An 18,133-nucleotide genomic window follows, 5' to 3' on the forward strand; every position below is an offset into this window, starting at 1 on the left:
GGCCAGCCAACCAAGAAGCAATCAATCAAGAAACGGACTGACAACATGGGACGGAACGACAAGGGCAATGTCGGCTTCATCGGCATCGGCACGATGGGACGGGAGATGGTGCGCAACCTCCTGGTGGCCGGCCACGCGGTCCGCGTCTTCGATTTGAACGAAGCCGCGCTGGCGGACAGCGTCAAGGAAGGCGCAACCCGCGCCAAGAGCCCCGCCGATGCCGCGCAAGGCGCCGACATCGTCATCAGCATGCTGCCCGACACCCCGCACGTCGAGGCGACCATTTACGGCGAACACGGCCTGCTGAAATCCCCTCCTCCCGGCAAGCTGATCGTCGACATGAGCACGATCTCGCCGGTTGCCGTCCGTCGCATCCATGCCGACCTGCAAAAGGCCGGCGTCAGCTTCATCGACGCGCCGGTCTCGGGTGGGCCCGTGGGTGCCAAGAACGCTGCGCTCTCGATCATGGCCGGCGGCGATGCGGCCGCGTTCGCTCAGGCCGAGCCGTTCTTCCGCGCGATGGGCACGACCATCACGCATGTCGGCGCGTCCGGCGCGGGCCAGACCGTCAAGCTCTGCAATCAGCTGATCTGCGGCATCAACATCCAGGCGATCTGCGAGGCGCTCGCGCTCGGGCGGGCCTCAGGGGTCGACCTCAACCTGCTACGCCGGGTGCTGCTCGGAGGCTCTGCGGCGTCCTGGATGCTCGACAAGCTCGGCCCCTCCATGATCGCAGGCGACGACGGCGCCGGCTTTCGCATCGATCTGATGCTGAAGGACCTCCGCCTAGTGCAGGAGCATGCGCAGGCGCTGAACGTGCCGCTGCCCGGCACCGCGCTCGTCACCAGCCAGTACGTCGATGCGCGCGCCCATGGCGAAGGCAGCAACGGCAACCAGGCGCTGTTCCGCGTCTATGACCGCATGACCAACCAGGTCATCGGCTGAACCGACGACGATGAGCCTCCAACTCGACTTTCCCGCAGTGCTGGAGCGTTGGCCAAGTTTCCTGGCCGGCGCCGCGCTCACGTTGGAGTTGGCGTTCTTCGCGACCGTGCTCGGCGCCCTGCTCGGCACCCTCGCGGCGGTCGGACGCGGCACGCACAACGCGCTGATCGCCGGCACCTGCAAGGTCTATGTCGAGACCATCCGCAACACACCGCTGCTGGTGCAGATCTTCCTGGTCTATTTCGGCCTCGCCAGCCTTGGCTTGAAGTACTCCGCCTTCAGCGTGGCCGTGGCCGCACTGACGATCAATGTCGGCGCCTATACCGCCGAGATCATGCGCGCCGGCTTCGAGGCGATTCCGCGCGGACAGATCGAGGCCGCCGAGGGGCTCGCACTGTCGCGCCTGCAGATCTACTGGCACATTATCCTCCTGCCGGCGATCGAGAAGGTCTATCCAGCGCTGACCAGCCAGTTCGTGCTGCTGATGCTGGCCTCCTCGGTCTGTTCGCAGATTTCGGCCGAAGAGCTCACCGCGGTCGCGAATTACATCCAGTCGGACACTTATCGGGCCTTCGAGACCTACATCATCGTCGCCGTGCTCTATGTCATCCTGTCGCTGGTGATGCGTGCCGGCTTCTGGAGCCTTGGCCTCGTGCTGTTTCCGCGCCGCCGCCGGCTCGGCACGCCGTTGTGAGATGACCATGGGCGGACATCTCAACATCAATCATCTGATGTTCCTCGGCCAGGGCGCGCTGTGGACAATCGGGCTGTCCATGATCGCGCTGATCGGCGGCGGCATCGTCGGCTTCGTGATTGCGCTGGCGCGCATATCGCCGCTCAAATCGATGCGGATCGCCAGCGCCATCTACGTTCAGCTCGTCCAGGGCACGCCGTTGCTCGTCATCCTGTTCCTCGGCTATTTCGGCCTCGCCGCCATCGGCCTCAAGGTCTCGCCGCTCGCTGCCGCCGGCGCTTCGCTGACGCTCTACGTCGCCGCCTATCTCGGCGAGATCTGGCGCGGCTGCATCCAGTCCGTGCCGAAGCCGCAATGGGAAGCCGCCGAAGGCCTGGCGCTGAGCCGGACCCAGCGCATGATGAAGGTGATCCTGCCACAGGCGATCCGCATCGCGACGCCGCCGACCGTCGGCTTCATGGTGCAGATCATCAAGAACACCTCGCTCGCCTCCGTCGTCGGTTTCGTCGAGCTGATGCGCTCGGGCCAGATCGTCAACAACTCGCTGTTCGAGCCGTTCGCCATCTACGCCATCATCGCCGTCACCTATTTCGCCATGTGCTATCCGCTGTCGCTGTTCAGCCAGAGGCTGGAACGGCGGATGGGGCGCGGCAGGTCCAACCTCGCGACAGCCTGACATGCAGCAGAACGCCCTCTCCCCCGAACCGATCGTGTCGCTCCGCGACGTGCAGAAGAGCTTTGGTCCGCTCCGGGTGCTCGACGGCGTCTCCTTTGCCGTCGCGCGCGGCGAGGTGTTGGCGCTGATCGGCCGCTCCGGCTCCGGCAAGAGCACGGCGCTGCGCTGCATCGACCGCTTCGAGAAGGTCGACGGCGGCGAGATCGTCGTCTGCGGGCACCGCGTCGACCGCCCCGATGTTGATCTGCGCGCACTGCGCCAGGACGTCGGCATCGTGTTCCAGAGCTACAATCTGTTTCCGCACCTCACGATCGAGCAGAACATCACGCTCGCGCCATGCGCGGTGAAGCGCATGGCAAGTTCGCACGCCAAGGACCTCGCGCGAAAAGTGCTGGCGCAGGTCGGGCTCGAGGAGAAGCTGCACGCCTATCCCGAGCAGCTCTCGGGCGGACAGCAGCAGCGCGCCGCGATTGCCCGCTCGCTGGCGATGCAGCCGAAGGTGATGCTGTTCGACGAGGTCACCTCCGCGCTCGATCCCGAACTCACCGCCGAGGTGTTGAAGGTGATCGAGCAACTGGCGGCTGATGGCATGACCATGGTGATGGTCACCCACGAGATGGGCTTTGCCAAAGGCATCGCTGACCGGATCGTGTTCATGCATCGCGGCAAGGTCCACGAGACCGGCCCCGCCTCGATCCTGACGTCGCCGACGACGCCCGAACTCACGCAATTCGTGGGCACTGGAAACCTGAAATCATAACAGGAGAGGAGAACTAGGGATGACCAACAAGACCTTGCTGGGCACGGCCACCGCGCTGTGCTGCCTCGTCATGATATCCGCGACGCCGGCATCGGCCGATTTGCTGGACGACATCACGAAAGCGAAGAAGATCCGCATCTCGACGGACCTCGCCATCCCGCCCTCGGGCATGATGGATTCCAGCATGAAGCCGACCGGCTCCGACGTCGAAGTGGCGCAGCTGCTCGCCAAGGATTGGGGGCTCGAGCTGGAGTTCATCCAGACCACCGGCGCGACCCGTATCCCCAACGTCCTGACCGGCAAGGCCGACATCATCATCTCGACCCTGTCGGTGACGCCGGACCGCGCCAAGGTGATCGACTTCACCAAGCGCTATGCGACGCTGCAATCCGATGTCGGCTGCCTGAAATCGTCGACCGTCAAGGACTGGCCCGACGTGAAGGACAAGTCGATCGGCGTCTCGCGTGGCACCACCCAGGACACCACCCTGTCCAACATGAAGGACAAGGAGCTCAAGATCGCCCGTTACGACGACGATGCCACCATGGTGACGGCGGCCGTTTCCGGTCAGGTCGACTGCGTCGCCTCGTCGGCGACGATCATCAACCAGATCGGGGTGAAGAACCCCTCGCGCGTGTTCGAATCCAGGATTCCGCTGGCGACCTTCGATCTCGCCATCGGCCTGAAGAAGGGCGAGCAGCGCCTGATGGACAAGCTCAACGCCTGGATCACCGAGAACGTCAAGAACGGCAAGCTGAATGCGATCTACACGAAATTCCATGGTGTCGAGCTGCCGCCCGAAATGCGCAGCTGAACCAGAGGAAGCCGTGACGGCCGCACGCGGCTGTCACGGTCAATGCAACATCAAGAAGGACCTTACATGCGTCTCGTCATCGGATCCGACCACGCCGGCTGGCCGCTCAAGCAGACGGTCATCGATCACATCCGCAAGCTCGGCCACGAAATCATCGACGTCGGCTCTCATGACGACAAGCCGGTGGACTTCCCCGACATCGCGCGCGCGGTGGCGCAGAAGGTGACGTCGGGCGAAGCCGCGCGCGGCATCATGGTGTGCGGTACCGGCGTCGGCGCCTCGATCGCGGCCAACAAGATGAAGGGCATCCGCGCCGCGGTCTGCCACGACGTCCATTCCGCCCATCAGAGCGTCGAGCATGACGACGTCAACGTCATGTGCATCGGCGCGCAGATCGTCGGCGCCTGGCTCGCCGTGGATCTGGTCTCGTCCTATCTCTCCGCCGAATTCTCCACCGACGAGGATTTCCGCCGCCGCGTCGAGAAGCTGCGCATCATGGACGAGCAAGGCTGACGGCCCCTCCATGATCCTGCTGTTCGGATCGCTCAACATCGATCTCGTCGCGGAGGTCCCGGTCATTCCGGGTCCCGGCCGGACTGTGCTCGCGCCATGCTACCGGACCCATTTCGGCGGCAAGGGCGCCAATCAGGCGGTCGCCGCCGCGCGGATCGCCGGACCGGGACGCGTGCGCATGGCGGGCCGCGTCGGCCGGGATGGGTTTGGCGACAGCGCGATCGAGAATCTCAGGGCCAATGGTGTCGACGCCGATCTCATCGTCAGGGCCCATGAACCGACCGGCTGTGCGTTCATCACGGTCGATCAGGCCGGCGAGAACGCGATTACGGTGGCCAGCGGCGCCAACATCACCGCGAGTGCCAATGACCTCCCGACCGACCTCTTCAATTCCGACACTGTGCTCGTGCTTCAAATGGAGGTACCCTTTGCACAAGCGCTGGAGGCTGCGCGCAAAACCAAATCGGTTTCCGGCACCGTGATCTGGAATCTCGCACCGGTCCCGGAGAAGATGACCGGTGAGATGGTGACAGAGCTTCTCGCTGTGACCGACTATCTGCTCGTCAACGAACACGAGGCAATGGATGCCGCAGCGGCCATCGGCCTTGTGGCGGCCAGCTACGAAACGGCTGCTATGCACCTCGCCAAGGCCGGAAACCTCACCTGCATCGTGACCGCAGGTGCGCAGGGCGCGCTGGCAATGACCACCGACGGCGCCCCGCTGCACGCCTCCACGCCGGGCATCACCCCGGTCGACACGACCGGCGCCGGCGACACCTTCGTCGGCACGTTCGCAGCGATGGTCAGCGAGGGCGTGCCGCTGCAACGCGCGCTCGAGGTGAGCTGCGAAGCGGCCGCATTGAAGTGCCTCAAGGCCGGCGCACAGACCGGCATGCCGATGCGCAGCGCATTGGGTTCCCTCGCCTAGAACGGATCGCCCGCATCGCTGACCACGGCTAAACTCTCCCGATTCGCGGAGATCGTCTTGGCCTTTCTCTTCGTCCTCAGCGTCGGCCTCATCGCCGGCACCATTTCCGGCATCGTCGGCACGGGCTCGTCGATCATGCTGATGCCGGTGCTGGTCTATGCCTATGGGCCGAAGGAAGCCGTGCCGATCATGGCGGTGGCCTCCGTGATGGCGAATTTTTCACGGATCCTGGCGTGGTGGCGCGAGGTCGACTGGCGGGCTTGCGCAGCCTATTCGGTGACGGGCATTCCGGCCGCAGCGCTCGGCGCGCGAACGCTGCTGGCACTGCCCTCGCATGCCGTCGATCTCACCATCGGCATCTTCCTGATCGCGATGGTGCCGGTGCGGCATTGGCTGGCGCGGCACGACCTCAAGGCCAATCTCTGGCACCTCGCCATCGGCGGCGGAATCATCGGCTATCTCACCGGCATCGTGGTTTCGACTGGCCCGCTCAGCGTGCCGCTGTTCCTGTTCTACGGGCTCAGCAAGGGCGCCTTCCTCGCCACTGAAGCTGCCTCCTCGCTCGGGCTCTATTTCGCGAAATCCGTGACGTTCGAGCGCTTCGGCGCGCTGACCGGCGAGGTCTTCGTCAAGGGCCTGATCGCGGGCGGCTCGCTGATGTCGGGCGCCTTCATCGCAAAGCGCTTCGTGCTGCACCTGAAGCCGGAGATGTTTCGCCTGCTGATGGACGCGATCATGGTCGCGGCTGGGGTCTCCATGCTATGGAACGCGACGCAATCTCCTTGAGCACGACTCGCTATTCCCCATGGCCAAATCCAGTCTTTCCTTCGTCTGCCAGAACTGCGGCGCGGCCTATAACCGCTGGCAGGGCAAGTGCGAATCGTGCGGCGAGTGGAACACGCTCGCTGAGGAGGACACCAGTGGCAGTGTGCCGGTGTCGATCCGCTCCAAGCGCAAGGGCCGGACCTTTTCGCTGGAGAGCCTCGCCGGGAAAAGCCCGGATGCGCCGCGCCTCTCGTCAGGGATGACCGAGCTCGACCGCGTCACCGGCGGCGGTTTCGTCCGCGGCTCGGTGCTTCTGGTCGGCGGCGATCCCGGCATCGGCAAATCGACACTGCTGACGCAGGCCACCAGCCTGCTGGCGCGCGGCGGTCACCGCGTCGTCTACATCTCCGGCGAAGAGGCGGTCGCGCAGGTGCGCCTGCGCGCCGAGCGGCTCGGCCTGTCGGATGCGCCGGTGCAGCTCGCCGCCGAGACCTCGGTCGAGGACATCGTCTCGACGCTGTCGGAGGGCGCGGTCCCTCGGCTGATCGTGATCGACTCGATCCAGACCATGTGGACAGATACGGTGGAATCCGCGCCCGGCACCGTGACCCAGGTCCGCGCCTCGGCGCAGGCGCTGATCCGTTTTGCCAAGAAAACCGGCGCGGCCATCATCCTGGTCGGCCACGTCACCAAGGACGGCCAGATCGCCGGCCCCCGCGTGGTCGAGCACATGGTCGACGCCGTGATGTCGTTCGAGGGCGAAGGCTCGCAGCAATTCCGCATCCTGCGCGCCGTGAAGAACCGGTTCGGCCCGACCGACGAGATCGGCGTGTTCGAGATGACGGGCCTCGGCCTGCGCGAGGTCACCAACCCCTCCGAGCTGTTCCTGTCCGAGCGCGATCTCGGCACGCCCGGCACCGCCGTGTTCGCAGGGATCGAGGGCACAAGGCCCGTCCTGGTCGAATTGCAGGCGCTGGTGGCCCCGACCTCGCTCGGCACCCCGCGCCGCGCCGTGGTCGGCTGGGACCCGAGCCGGCTCTCGATGGTGCTGGCGGTGCTGGAAGCCCATTGCGGGGTCAAGCTGTCCGGGCACGACGTCTATCTGAACGTCGCGGGTGGCCTGCGCATCAACGAGCCGGCGGCGGATCTCGCCGCGGCGGCGGCGCTGGTGTCATCCCTGGTTAATGCGCAGTTACCGACCGATGCCGTCTATTTCGGCGAGATCTCGCTCTCCGGCGTGGTCCGCCCGGTGGCGCAGACCCCGGCCCGGCTGAAGGAAGCGGCAAAACTCGGCTTCCAGCGCGCCGTGCTGCCCGAATCGGCCCGCGGCGAGACCGGAGGAGACGCCGGATTGTCGCTGAACGCGGTCAACAGCCTGACGACACTGGTCGCCGAAATCGCCGCCCGCGGCTCGCGCCGGGGCGAATCGAACGGGCCGGCAGAGAAAAATGCCACACCAGCAAGATTCCGCCGCGGAGATGGTTAGCCGGAGGTGACGTCGGAGGCCCCCGCCGCTATACAGCCGTCACAAAAGCAGCACGGGATTGCGTGGTTGCGGCCTTGCCGGGAACGCCGTCTGCCCCTCTTTTAGGGCAGCGGCCAAGCACCGATTCGCTGAGCACCTTTGAGAGTACGAGCGGACCAGACCAGCCGATGCCAGTTACACTCCTCGACCTGATCCTGCTCGGTGTGATGCTGATCTCGGGCCTGCTCGCGATGGTCCGCGGCTTCATGCGCGAAATCCTGTCGATCGCTGCCTGGGGTGCTGCCGCGATCGTGACGCTGTATTCCTTCTCGAAGCTGCTGCCGACCGCCAAGGCCTATTTCAACAACGACACGGTCGCGAGCGTGGTCGTGGTCGCCGGCGTGTTCGTGGGCACCCTGATCGTGGTCTCCGTGATCACCGTGCGGATCTCCGACATGATCCTGGATTCGCGCATCGGCGCGCTGGACCGCACCCTCGGCTTCCTGTTTGGCCTTGCTCGCGGGCTTTTGATCGTCGTGGTCGCCTTCCTGTTCTTCACCTGGCTGGTTCCGGACAAGCAGCGTCCGGACTGGGTCACCGGAGCCAAGTCCCGCGTGGTGCTCCAGGGAACCGGGGATTGGCTGATGGCCCTCTTGCCCGACGACCCCGAGAACACCATCTTGAAGAGATTCAAGAAAAACAAACCAGATGATGATCAAGCTGAATCCGAGCAGCAGCCTTCGGGCAGTGGCGACGGATACAGTAAACCCGCTCGTGACAGCCTGAAAAAGCTGATCGAGAAACCTGCAGCGCGTTGATTGGCCCTAGAGAAAGGCGCGGACGAGATGCGACACCCTGACCAGGACGCCCAGCTTGATCTCGATCCAACGGCCGGTTTGGGCCCGGCCGCTCTGGAGGTCCAGGACGACCTGGAGGGGGATACGCTCCGCGAGGAATGCGGCGTCTTCGGCATCTACGGCCACCCGGACGCCGCCGCCATCACCGCGCTCGGTCTCCACGCCCTTCAGCACCGCGGCCAGGAAGCCGCCGGCATCGTCTCCTACGACGGCAACCGCTTTCACAGCGAACGCCGCCTCGGCCTCGTCGGCGACACGTTCTCCCGTCACGAGGTGATCGACCGCCTGCCCGGCAACATGGCGGTCGGCCATGTCCGCTACTCCACCACCGGCGCCACCATCCTGCGCAACGTACAGCCACTGTTCGCCGAGCTGAATGCCGGTGGCCTCGCGGTCGCCCATAACGGCAACCTCACCAACGGCCTGACGCTGCGCCGCGAGCTGGTGAAGAGCGGTGCGATGATGCAGTCGACCACCGACACCGAGGTGATCCTGCACCTGGTCGCGCGCTCCAAGCGCAGCCGCTTCATCGAGCGCTATGTCGACGCGCTGCGCGAGATCGAAGGCGCCTATGCGCTGGTCTCGCTGACCAACAAGAAGCTGGTCGGCGCGCGCGATCCGCGCGGCATCCGTCCGCTCGTGCTCGGCGAGCTCGACGGCTGCCCGATCCTGACCTCTGAGACCTGCGCCCTCGACATCATCGGCGCGCGCTTCGTGCGCGACATCGAGCCGGGCGAAGTCATCGTGTTCGACGAGAACGGCCAGGACATCCACAAGCCGTTCCCGCCGATGGCGCCGCGTCCCTGCATCTTCGAATACATCTACTTCTCCCGTCCGGATTCCATCGTCCACGGCCGCTCGGTCTACGAGGTGCGCAAGAATTTCGGCGCGCAGCTCGCGCGCGAGAGCCACGTCCCGGTCGACGTCGTGGTGCCGGTGCCGGATTCCGGCGTGCCCGCAGCGGTCGGCTACAGCCAGTTCTCCGGCGTGCCGTTCGAGCTCGGCATCATCCGCAACCACTATGTCGGCCGCACCTTCATCCAGCCGACACAGGCGATCCGCGAATCCGGCGTGCGCATGAAGCACTCGGCCAATCGCGCCGCGATCGAAGGCAAGCGCATCATCCTGATCGACGACTCGCTGGTGCGCGGCACCACCTCGAAGAAGATCGTGCGCATGATGCGCGATGCGGGTGCAACCGAAGTGCACTTCCGCCTCGCCTCGCCCCCGATCCTCTATCCCGACTATTACGGCATCGACCTGCCCGACCGCGGTGGCCTGCTCGCCGCGACGCATTCGCTGGAGGAGATGCGCGAGATCATCGGCGCCGACTCGCTCGCGTTCCTGTCCATCGACGGCATGTACCGCGCCATGGGCGAGCCCGGCCGCGACCCCGCCAATCCGAAATTCTCGGATCACTGCTTCACCGGGGCCTATCCGACCCACCTCACCGACCAGACCCAGACCGAGCCGCAGCCGCGGCAATTGTCGCTGCTGGCGGAGGCGAGTTGATCCTGTCGTCCTGGCGAAAGCCAGGACCCACTACCACAGGCTTCAATGGCTCGAAGAAGGTGTGACAACCGCCTTCCAAGCCAAACAAACCCGGCGTATGGGTCCTGGCTTTCGCCAGGACGACGATGAATAGAACTTTGCCATGACAAAACCCCTCGCCAACCGCATCGCTCTCGTCACCGGCGCCTCGCGCGGCATCGGCTATGCCACGGCATGCGCGCTGGCCAAGGCCGGCGCGCATATCGTTGCGGTCGCACGCACGCAAGGAGGGTTGGAAGAGCTCGATGACGAGATCCGGAAGGACGGCGGCAGCGCCACCTTGGTGCCGCTCAACCTCACCGATTCCGACGGCATCGCGCGGCTGGGCGCCGGCCTGCACGAGCGCTACGCCAAGCTCGACATCCTGGTCGGCAATGCCGGCGTGCTCGGACCCTCCTCGCCGATCGGTCATATCGAGCTGAAGGCCTTCAACGACGTGATGGCCGTGAATGTCTCCGCAAATTTCCAGCTGATCCGCTGCATGGAGCCGCTGTTGAAGCAGTCCGATGCCGGCCGCGCCGTGTTCATCACCTCGGGTGCCGCCAACAAGGCCACCGCCTATGTCAGCCCCTACGCGGCGTCCAAGGCCGCGCTGGAAACGCTGGCCCGCGCCTGGGCGCAGGAAACCGCGAACACGAAGCTGCGCGTCAACCTGTTCAACCCCGGCCCGATCCGCACCCGCATGCGCGCCACCCTGATGCCGGGCGAGGATCCGGCGACGCTCGACACGCCTGAGCAGGTCGCCGAATTCATCGTGCCGATGTGCGCGCCTGACTGGACCGAGACCGGCAAGTTCTACGATTACAAGACGCGCAGCCTGATGAGCTTCCGCGCGCCGGCTTGATTGACGCGGACCGACAACGCAATCTTGACGTTCACGCAAAACGGCAAGTTCGTGACCCGGATCGGCAAGATCGAAAGCGCATCCAGAAATTCAAGCTGACATCGGACGCTCTCAAATAGCGTCTCAACGCATTTTCCCCAAAAGTTAACCGATGGATGACGCTACGACACAGCGTCATCCGGCTTTAGGCGCATTGCCGCCGGCCGTGGGACAGGCTAGAGCCATCAGCCGGAAACAAGGCTTCGCAAGAGAGCCGTCCGCATATTTGACAATGGAGGAAACCTTTCATGACCACGACATTCGCACGCCGCTCCGCGGCCCTTCTGGCCTGTGCCGCTTTCGGTTTTGCCACATCCGTCTACGCGCAGGACAAGACCGTCAAGATCGGCGTGCTCAACGACATGTCGAGCCTCTATGCCGACATCGGCGGCCCGAACTCGGTCGCCGCGGTGAAGATGGCGGTCGAGGATTCCGGCTTGAAGGCCAAGGGCTGGACCATCGAGGTCCTCTCCGGTGACCACCAGAACAAGCCCGACATCGGCGTCAACATCGCCCGGCAATGGATCGACGCCGACAAGGTCGACGCCATCGCAGATACTCCGAGCTCGGGCGTGGCGCTTGCGGTGAGCAACCTCGTCAAGGAAAAGAACTCGGTGCTGCTCAATTCGGGTGCTGCCACTGCAGATCTCACCGGCAAGGCCTGCACGCCCAACACCATCTCCTTCACCTACGACACCTACATGCTCGCCAACGGCACCGGCAAGGCGCTGACCAAGGCGGGCGGGGACAGCTGGTTCTTCCTGACCGCGGACTACGCCTTCGGCCATGCGCTGGAGCGCGACACCAGCGCCGTTGTCACGGCAACCGGCGGCAAGGTGCTCGGCGGCGTCAAGCACCCGCTCAACACGGCCGACTTCTCCTCGTTCCTGCTGCAGGCGCAGTCCTCGAAGGCCAAGATCATCGGCCTTGCCAACGCCGGCGGCGACACCACGAACGCGATCAAGCAGGCCGCCGAGTTCGGCATCGTCTCCGGCGGTCAGAAGCTCGCGGCGCTCCTGCTGTTCATCAACGACGTGCACTCGCTCGGCCTGAAGACCGCGCAGGGCTTGACCTTCACCGAGTCCTTCTACTGGGATCTCAACGACCAGACGCGCGAATGGTCGAAGCGCTTCCAGAAGGTCTCGCCGAAGGGATCGATGCCCTCGATGACGGTCGCGGGCCTCTATGCCGAGATCTTGCATTACCTGAAGGCGATGGACGCGCTTGGCGGCAATCCGCATGACGGCGCCAAGGTCGTCGCCAAGATGAAGGAGCTTCCGACCGACGACCCGCTGTTCGGCAAGGGCCCGCTGCGCGCCGATGGCCGCCGCCTCATCCCGGCCTATCTGTTCGAGGTGAAGAAGCCGGAAGAGTCGAAGGGACCGTGGGACTATTACAAGCTGGTCGCCACCATCGCACCGGAAGACGCGGCCAAGCCGCTCAAGGATAGCGATTGCCCGCTGGTGAAGAAGTAAGCGAGATCCCGTAGGGTGGGCAAAGGCGCCTAAGCGCCGTGCCCACCATCTCTCCGCGACATCGAGATGCGGTGGGCACGCTCCGCTTTGCCCACCCTACGAGATTGTCTTCGTCGCTGCCAGCGACCGCATTGCGATCGCCACGCACACCACCATCAGCACCGCCGCAAGCAGGAACGGCGCGCCCGGCAGATGCAGCGGCGCGCTGGCGCCGATGAAATAGGAAAACGTCAGCGTGAACAGGAACGGGCCGACGAGCTGCGACACGCTCTGCACGCTTGCGGTCGCGCCCTGCAACTGGCCCTGCTGATCGGGTGCGACCAGCCGCGTCATCAGCGATTGCGAGGCGGCACCGGAGATGCCCCATAGCGACAAAATGGGAATGCCGAGCCAGGATAGCGGACCGGTCGGCGCAGCGCCCAAGACCACGAAGCCGATCGCGCCACAGCACAAGCCCAGCAGCAGCGCGTTCCGCTCGCCGAGCGCGCGCACGATCGGGCCGATGGCGAGCCCTTGCACCACCATGGCGCAGATGCCGACCATGGCGAGCGTCAGTCCAACGGTCTTGGAATCCCAGCCGTAGCGATAGGTCGCATAGAGCACGAAGGTCGAGGGCAGCACGACATGCGCGACCTGTGCGATGAAATTGACGACCGACAAGGCGGCCAGCACCGCATTGGACCGCAGCAGGCGCAGCGCGCCGATCGGATTGGCACTTCTCCAGTGGAACGGCGCGCGCTTGTCGGGCGAAAGCGATTCCGGCAGGACGAAGAGCCCATAGAGCGCATTGGCCAAGCTTAGGGCGGCCGAGGCCCAGAACGGCAGGCGCGGATCGATGTCGCCGAGCAGGCCGCCGAGCGCCGGGCCCAGGATGAAGCCGGCACCGAAGGCCGCACCAATCCTGCCGAAGATTGCCGCACGCCGTTCCGGCGGCGTGACATCCGAGATATAGGCGAAGGCGGTCGAGATACTCGCCGAGGTGATGCCGGAGATCACGCGGCCGATGAACAGCCAGACCAGCGACGGCGCCAGCGCCATCAGCACGTAGTCGGCCGCCAGCCCGAAATTCGACAGCAGCACCACCGGCCTGCGCCCGAACCGATCCGACAGCGCGCCGAGCAGCGGCGAGAACACGAACTGCATCAGCGCCCAGGCGGTGCCGAACAGGCCGAAGATGCGGGCCGCGTGCGCGGTGTCGTTATCGACAAAGCTCTCGATCAGCTTCGGCAGGATCGGCATGATCACGCCGAGCGCGAGCATGTCGAGCAGGATGGTGACGAAGATGAACGCGACCGCGCCGCGCCGGACCGGCGCCGCGCCTTGCGCCATCGCCTCGCCGGCCCCGTCGCTCACGACGGCCGCTTGCGCTTGTGCGCGAAGGGATTAGCCTTCTCGCGCAAAGTGATGCGCACCGGCGTGCCCGGCAGATCGAAGGTCTCGCGCATGGAATTGGTGAGGTAGCGCAAGTAGGACTGCGGCACCGCATCGGCACGCGAGCAGAACAGCACGAAGCTCGGCGGGCGCGCCTTGTTCTGGGTGATGTAGTTCAGCTTCAGCCTGCGGCCGGACACCGCGGGCGGCGGATTGGCCTGGATCGCCTGCTCGAACCAGCGATTGAGTGCCGACGTCGGCACGCGCCGGTTCCAGATCGCGTAGGCATCCTGGATCGCCTGCATCAAGCGGTCGATGCCCCCGCCCATCAGGCCCGATACCGCGACGATTGGCACGCCCTTGAGCTGCGGCAGCCAATGGTCGGCGTCGCGGCGCAGGCTCGAGATCGCGCCGCCGCCCTTGGTCTCCATCAGGTCCCATTTATTGACGGCGAGCACGACAGCGCGGCCCTCACGCTCGATCAGATCGGCGATGCGCAGATCCTGCTCCTCGAAGCGGTTCTGCGTGTCCATCATCAGCACGACGACTTCGGCAAAGCGCACCGCACGCAGCGCGTCGGCGACCGAGAGCTTTTCCAGCTTCTCCTCGATGCGGGAGCGCCGGCGCAGACCTGCGGTGTCGAACACCCGGAAATCGCGGCCCTTCCAGTTGATCTCCACTGCAATGGAATCGCGCGTGGTGCCGGCTTCCGGGCTCGTCAGCAGGCGCTCCTCGCCGAGCAGATGGTTGATCAGCGTCGACTTGCCGGCATTGGGCCGGCCGACGATGGCAACCCGGATCGGGCGCGTCGCCGCCTCCTCCTCCGAGAGCGGCGCGTCGTCCTCGGCCTCGTCCTCGTCGACGGGCTCCGGCATCAGTTGGCTGAGCGCATCGTAAAGCTCGCCCATGCCCTCGCCATGCTCGGCCGAGATCTGGATGGGATCGCCAAGGCCGAGCGCAAAGGCCTCCATCGCACCGGCATCGCCGTGCTTGCCTTCGCTCTTGTTGGCGACCAGCAGCACCGGCTTGTTGGCCTTGCGGGCGAAATCGGCGAAGGCGCGATCGGTGGGCGTGAGGCCGATGCGGGCATCGATGACGAAGAACAGCGCGTCGGCCTGCGCGATCGCGGTCTCGGTCTGCTCCTGCATGCGCGCGGTCAGCGAGCCCTTGGCGCCCTCGTCGAGGCCGGCGGTGTCGATGATGATGAACTGGAGGTCGCCGAGCCTGGCCTCACCCTCGCGGCGGTCGCGGGTGACGCCCGGCAGGTCATCGACGAGCGCGAGCTTCTGTCCGACCAGGCGGTTGAACAGCGTCGATTTGCCGACATTGGGCCGGCCGATGATGGCGATCGTGAAGGACATCGGTCATTCGTGCGCTGCCGGGGCTGCGCCTGTCAATGCAATGGAGAATATCAGCGCGAGAAGCTGCCGCTTGGCAGTGGCGCAGGGAAAGCGCCTTGCGATTGCTGCTGCGTGGTCTGGGTCGGTTGCGCCTGCTGGACAGGCTGATCCGGCGGTGGCGCGGTGGTGCGCTTGCGGACTATCTTGTGCTTGGGCGGCGGAGCGTCCGTGGGCGGTGCAGCCTCCGGCTGGGCCTCGCCATCGACCTCGCCGGTAGCGGGCGCGGCCGCCGTGGCGGCTGGCTGTCGGGACTTCGTCGCCTTGGTCCCCTTCGCAGGCTTGGCCGGCTCGGGCGGTGGCTCGGCAGGCAGAGCCGCGACGGCAGGTGCGTTCGGGTCCGGCTGCTGCTGCGCGCCCTTGTACATCTCCTTCGGCACGCCCTGCTCAAGGCCCGGCACGCCCTCGGGGAACACCGGCTTGCGATCACCCGGCAGCTTCTTCTTGGTGTCGAGGAAGTCGAGCATGTCGCTCGGATCGAATCCGCCGCTGGAGCAGCCGCCCAACAGGCCCGTGAAGGCGATCAGGACGGTGGCTGCGATCAAACGTGGCGTGCGGCGCATCTTGTGTCTCGTTTGCGTCAGAGGGCCGTCGTCAGCTTTTGGCGACGGGCGGCAGCAGAGCCTGGAGCGCCTCGGCGCGCGAGCGCAGGCTGGGCGGTGTTTCGCCGTCTTCGGTAATCGCGTCGAGCCATTTGCGAGCCGCGGTCATGTCGTTGTTGCGCCATGCCGACAGCGCCAGCATCTCGCGGGCGCTGTGGCGGAAGGTCGATTTCGGCGCGGCGGAGGCTTCCAGCCGCTGCTGCATGTCGGCGTAGCTGGCGCTGTCGAGCAGCAAGCCGGCGGCCCGGATCTTGGCCAGATCCTGCCACTCGCCACCGACGCTGCGATCGGCGGCAATGTCGTCATACATCTTCGCGGCGGCCTTGGGATCGCGGCTGGCGGCCTCGCCCGCAGCGCGCAGCCGGGCCAGGGTCCGATAGCCGGACGGAGCCTTGACGGCGAGCTCGGTGAAGGCCTTCTCGGCGTCCGCGTGCTTGTCCTGCTCGGACAGCTCGACGGCCTTCTCGAACGCCGCGCCGGCCTCGGCGGCCTTCTTGGACTCGAGATATTGGTAGCCGCGCCAGCCGCCGACGGCGGCCACGATCAGCACCATCAGGGCGATCAAGTAAATCGAATACTTGTCCCACAGCTTCTTGAGCTGTTCGCGACGTACTTCCTCGTCGACTTCGTCAAATAATTCAGACACTTATGCTAATCCCATGCCCATCCGGGTACGCGCGCCAAAGCGTTCGCGTCAGGAATCCCGTCCCCTCGTGGCCGCGAGGTACCCTAACGATATGGCGGTGGCAAGGCAAAGCGAGCCCGATCAAGGCGTTAACCACCCGGGACAGCCCGGAGCCGCCTGCCCGGCTCAGCTTCCGAGCAGCTCCCGCAACTGCCGCTTCAGCACCTTGCCATTGGCGTTCCGCGGCAATGGCTCGGCGGTGATCGCCATGGTTTCGGGGACCTTATAGTCGGACAGCCGCTCTGCGCACCAGGCCCGCAGAGCCTCGCTGGCGACCGGGCTGCGCGTCACCACCACGGCGTGGACGCGCTCGCCCAGGACCGGGCAGGCCTTGGCGATGATCGCGCTCTCGATCACGGCGGGATGGCCGGCCAGCACAGATTCGACCTCGGCCGAATAGATCTTCAGCCCGCCGCGATTGATCATGTCCTTCTGCCGGTCGAACACCCGGACAAATCCCTCGGCGTCGACCGAGCCGAGGTCGCCGGAGTGCCAGAAGCCGCCAGTGAAGCTCTCGGCCGTAGCCTTCGGGTTATTCCAATAGCCCTTGATCACGGAGGCGCCCTGGATCCAGAGCTCGCCGATTTCGCCATGCGGCAGCTCGCGCCCATCCCCTCCCATCGCGACGATGCGCGCGCCCGGGCACGGCAGGCCGACGCTGTCGATATGGCTCTCCGTCAGCTTGCCCGGCATGATGGTCGAGGGCGATGTCGTCTCGGTCGCGCCATAGCAGTTCATCAGCTTCAGGCCGGGGATCTTCGCCTTGAGCTTCTCGATGGTCGCGACCGGCATCGGCGCGCCGCCAAAGCCGCCGATGCGCCAGCTCGACAGGTCATAGCCATCGAAATCCGGCTGCAGCAGGCAGAGATTGTACATCGCCGGCACCATCACAGTGTAGGTGACGCGCTCGCGCGCGGCGAGCTTGAGATAATCGGCGGCCTTGAACTCCGGCATGATGATCAGCGCGCCGGCGCAGCGGATCATGGTCGTGATGTTTGCGACGATTCCGGTGACATGCCCGAGCGGCACCGCGGCGATCGAGCGATCCGCCGCCGTCAATTGCAGGCAGGACACGAACACCATCGAGGAATGGACGATGTTGCAATGGGCCAGCATCGCGCCCTTCGGCTTGCCCGTCGTGCCCGAGGTGTAGAGGATCATCGCGGTGTCCTCCTCATTGACCTCGACCGGCGCAGGCGCCGGCGCGTTGTCGGCGAGCGCGGAGAAGCGCGACCGGGCCGGATCGTCGTCGATGGCGATGCGATGGATCACATCGGGCACATCGCCCGGATCGGGCAGTCGTTCGGCGAGCGCCGCCTCATGGATCAGGATCTTGGCGCCGCAATCCGTGAGCACATAGGCGATCTCCGGCTTCTGCTGGCGCGTGCTGAGCAGCACCGTGACTAGCCCCTCATGTGCGGCGGCGAACAGCAGCAGCGGAAACTCGATGCGATTGCCAAGCAAAATCGCGACGCGGTCGCCGCGTTGCAGGCCGAGCTTGCGAAGACCTGACGCAATCCGCGCGGCCTGCTCGACGGCTTGTCGCCAGCTCAGGCGGACGTCGCCGCAAATCAGCGCCTCACCATCGCCATTGCGCGCGCAGGCTTCCGCAATCATCGCCCACAGGCTCGATGGCCGATCGCAAAATGCCGGCACCACCCGATCGCCAAAGCGCGCCTCGAACCGCATCGGCGGGATCTGAGATTGCGACCAGTCCATCGAAGAGTCCTCGGCTTGTTGCTCTTGTTATCT

The 18,133-nt window shown here is 65.5% G+C and carries 18 protein-coding genes; 13 read left to right on the plus strand and 5 right to left on the minus strand.

Translation table 11 applies throughout. The annotated features are described in order from the left end of the window. The first annotated feature begins 24 nt into the window (after positions 1-24). From ACNJX8_RS23900 to ACNJX8_RS23960, 13 genes are all read left to right on the plus strand, one after another. On the plus strand, positions 25-945 hold the full coding sequence (locus ACNJX8_RS23900; protein ID WP_439361962.1) for an NAD(P)-dependent oxidoreductase: 921 nt from the start codon (positions 25-27) through the stop codon (positions 943-945). A gap of 10 nt (positions 946-955) precedes the next feature. Then, positions 956-1,639, plus strand: coding sequence for an amino acid ABC transporter permease (locus ACNJX8_RS23905; protein WP_439356966.1), 684 nt, complete (start codon positions 956-958; stop codon positions 1,637-1,639). Positions 1,640-1,646: 7 nt separating this feature from the next. Then, positions 1,647-2,315: an amino acid ABC transporter permease gene (locus ACNJX8_RS23910; protein ID WP_249761204.1), complete on the plus strand. Its 669-nt coding sequence runs from the start codon at positions 1,647-1,649 to the stop codon at positions 2,313-2,315. Between the two features lies 1 nt (position 2,316). Beyond that, a complete protein-coding gene (locus ACNJX8_RS23915) occupies positions 2,317-3,075 on the plus strand; it encodes an amino acid ABC transporter ATP-binding protein (RefSeq protein ID WP_439356967.1) in 759 nt (252 codons plus the stop codon). Between the two features lie 19 nt (positions 3,076-3,094). Further along, the gene (locus tag ACNJX8_RS23920) at positions 3,095-3,889 is read left to right on the plus strand and encodes a transporter substrate-binding domain-containing protein (RefSeq protein WP_439356969.1); all 795 of its coding nucleotides are present in this window, start codon (positions 3,095-3,097) and stop codon (positions 3,887-3,889) included. A 66-nt stretch (positions 3,890-3,955) separates the two neighbouring features. Beyond that, positions 3,956-4,402, plus strand: coding sequence for a ribose 5-phosphate isomerase B (rpiB, locus tag ACNJX8_RS23925; RefSeq protein ID WP_439356971.1), 447 nt, complete (start codon positions 3,956-3,958; stop codon positions 4,400-4,402). 10 nt (positions 4,403-4,412) lie between these two features. Then, complete coding sequence (locus ACNJX8_RS23930; protein WP_439356973.1) at positions 4,413-5,330, plus strand: ribokinase; 918 nt, start codon at positions 4,413-4,415, stop codon at positions 5,328-5,330. Positions 5,331-5,387: 57 nt separating this feature from the next. Next, complete coding sequence (locus ACNJX8_RS23935; RefSeq protein WP_439356974.1) at positions 5,388-6,116, plus strand: sulfite exporter TauE/SafE family protein; 729 nt, start codon at positions 5,388-5,390, stop codon at positions 6,114-6,116. A 19-nt stretch (positions 6,117-6,135) separates the two neighbouring features. Next, a complete protein-coding gene (gene radA / locus ACNJX8_RS23940; RefSeq protein ID WP_439356976.1) occupies positions 6,136-7,581 on the plus strand; it encodes a DNA repair protein RadA in 1,446 nt (481 codons plus the stop codon). Between the two features lie 167 nt (positions 7,582-7,748). Beyond that, positions 7,749-8,378: a CvpA family protein gene (locus tag ACNJX8_RS23945; protein WP_091895012.1), complete on the plus strand. Its 630-nt coding sequence runs from the start codon at positions 7,749-7,751 to the stop codon at positions 8,376-8,378. A gap of 27 nt (positions 8,379-8,405) precedes the next feature. Continuing rightward, positions 8,406-9,929: an amidophosphoribosyltransferase gene (gene purF, locus ACNJX8_RS23950; RefSeq protein ID WP_091895062.1), complete on the plus strand. Its 1,524-nt coding sequence runs from the start codon at positions 8,406-8,408 to the stop codon at positions 9,927-9,929. Between the two features lie 142 nt (positions 9,930-10,071). Next, entirely contained in the window at positions 10,072-10,812 is a 741-nt protein-coding gene (locus ACNJX8_RS23955; RefSeq protein ID WP_439356978.1) for an SDR family NAD(P)-dependent oxidoreductase, read from the plus strand. Positions 10,813-11,099: 287 nt separating this feature from the next. Next, on the plus strand, positions 11,100-12,326 hold the full coding sequence (locus tag ACNJX8_RS23960; RefSeq protein ID WP_128934300.1) for an ABC transporter substrate-binding protein: 1,227 nt from the start codon (positions 11,100-11,102) through the stop codon (positions 12,324-12,326). A gap of 96 nt (positions 12,327-12,422) precedes the next feature. Here ACNJX8_RS23960 and ACNJX8_RS23965 read toward each other — a convergent pair whose 3' ends face one another. From ACNJX8_RS23965 to ACNJX8_RS23985, 5 genes are all read right to left on the minus strand, one after another. Next, positions 12,423-13,679, minus strand: coding sequence for a TCR/Tet family MFS transporter (locus tag ACNJX8_RS23965; RefSeq protein WP_439356980.1), 1,257 nt, complete (start codon positions 13,677-13,679; stop codon positions 12,423-12,425). Then, a complete protein-coding gene (gene der, locus ACNJX8_RS23970) occupies positions 13,676-15,058 on the minus strand; it encodes a ribosome biogenesis GTPase Der (protein WP_439356982.1) in 1,383 nt (460 codons plus the stop codon). The genes ACNJX8_RS23965 and der overlap by 4 nt, the downstream gene beginning before the upstream one ends. A gap of 50 nt (positions 15,059-15,108) precedes the next feature. Beyond that, on the minus strand, positions 15,109-15,657 hold the full coding sequence (locus ACNJX8_RS23975) for a hypothetical protein (protein ID WP_128934302.1): 549 nt from the start codon (positions 15,655-15,657) through the stop codon (positions 15,109-15,111). Positions 15,658-15,688: 31 nt separating this feature from the next. Continuing rightward, positions 15,689-16,342, minus strand: coding sequence for a tetratricopeptide repeat protein (locus ACNJX8_RS23980; RefSeq protein ID WP_128946734.1), 654 nt, complete (start codon positions 16,340-16,342; stop codon positions 15,689-15,691). A 165-nt stretch (positions 16,343-16,507) separates the two neighbouring features. After that, a complete protein-coding gene (locus ACNJX8_RS23985; RefSeq protein WP_439356984.1) occupies positions 16,508-18,100 on the minus strand; it encodes a class I adenylate-forming enzyme family protein in 1,593 nt (530 codons plus the stop codon). Between the last annotated feature and the right edge of the window lie 33 nt (positions 18,101-18,133).

Source organism: Bradyrhizobium sp. SPXBL-04, assembly GCF_051853035.1.
Classification (GTDB): Bacteria; Pseudomonadota; Alphaproteobacteria; order Rhizobiales; family Xanthobacteraceae; genus Bradyrhizobium; species Bradyrhizobium zhanjiangense.

Coding starts and splice junctions, on each gene's coding strand:
- ACNJX8_RS23905 (WP_439356966.1), top strand. CDS start 956: ATGAGCCTCCAACTCGACTTTCCCGCAGTGCTGGAGCGTTGGCCAAGT.
- ACNJX8_RS23910 (WP_249761204.1), top strand. CDS start 1,647: ATGGGCGGACATCTCAACATCAATCATCTGATGTTCCTCGGCCAGGGC.
- ACNJX8_RS23915 (WP_439356967.1), top strand. CDS start 2,317: ATGCAGCAGAACGCCCTCTCCCCCGAACCGATCGTGTCGCTCCGCGAC.
- ACNJX8_RS23920 (WP_439356969.1), top strand. CDS start 3,095: ATGACCAACAAGACCTTGCTGGGCACGGCCACCGCGCTGTGCTGCCTC.
- rpiB (WP_439356971.1), top strand. CDS start 3,956: ATGCGTCTCGTCATCGGATCCGACCACGCCGGCTGGCCGCTCAAGCAG.
- ACNJX8_RS23930 (WP_439356973.1), top strand. CDS start 4,413: ATGATCCTGCTGTTCGGATCGCTCAACATCGATCTCGTCGCGGAGGTC.
- radA (WP_439356976.1), top strand. CDS start 6,136: ATGGCCAAATCCAGTCTTTCCTTCGTCTGCCAGAACTGCGGCGCGGCC.
- ACNJX8_RS23945 (WP_091895012.1), top strand. CDS start 7,749: ATGCCAGTTACACTCCTCGACCTGATCCTGCTCGGTGTGATGCTGATC.
- purF (WP_091895062.1), top strand. CDS start 8,406: ATGCGACACCCTGACCAGGACGCCCAGCTTGATCTCGATCCAACGGCC.
- ACNJX8_RS23955 (WP_439356978.1), top strand. CDS start 10,072: ATGACAAAACCCCTCGCCAACCGCATCGCTCTCGTCACCGGCGCCTCG.
- ACNJX8_RS23960 (WP_128934300.1), top strand. CDS start 11,100: ATGACCACGACATTCGCACGCCGCTCCGCGGCCCTTCTGGCCTGTGCC.
- der (WP_439356982.1), bottom strand. CDS start 15,058: ATGTCCTTCACGATCGCCATCATCGGCCGGCCCAATGTCGGCAAATCG.
- ACNJX8_RS23975 (WP_128934302.1), bottom strand. CDS start 15,657: ATGCGCCGCACGCCACGTTTGATCGCAGCCACCGTCCTGATCGCCTTC.
- ACNJX8_RS23985 (WP_439356984.1), bottom strand. CDS start 18,100: ATGGACTGGTCGCAATCTCAGATCCCGCCGATGCGGTTCGAGGCGCGC.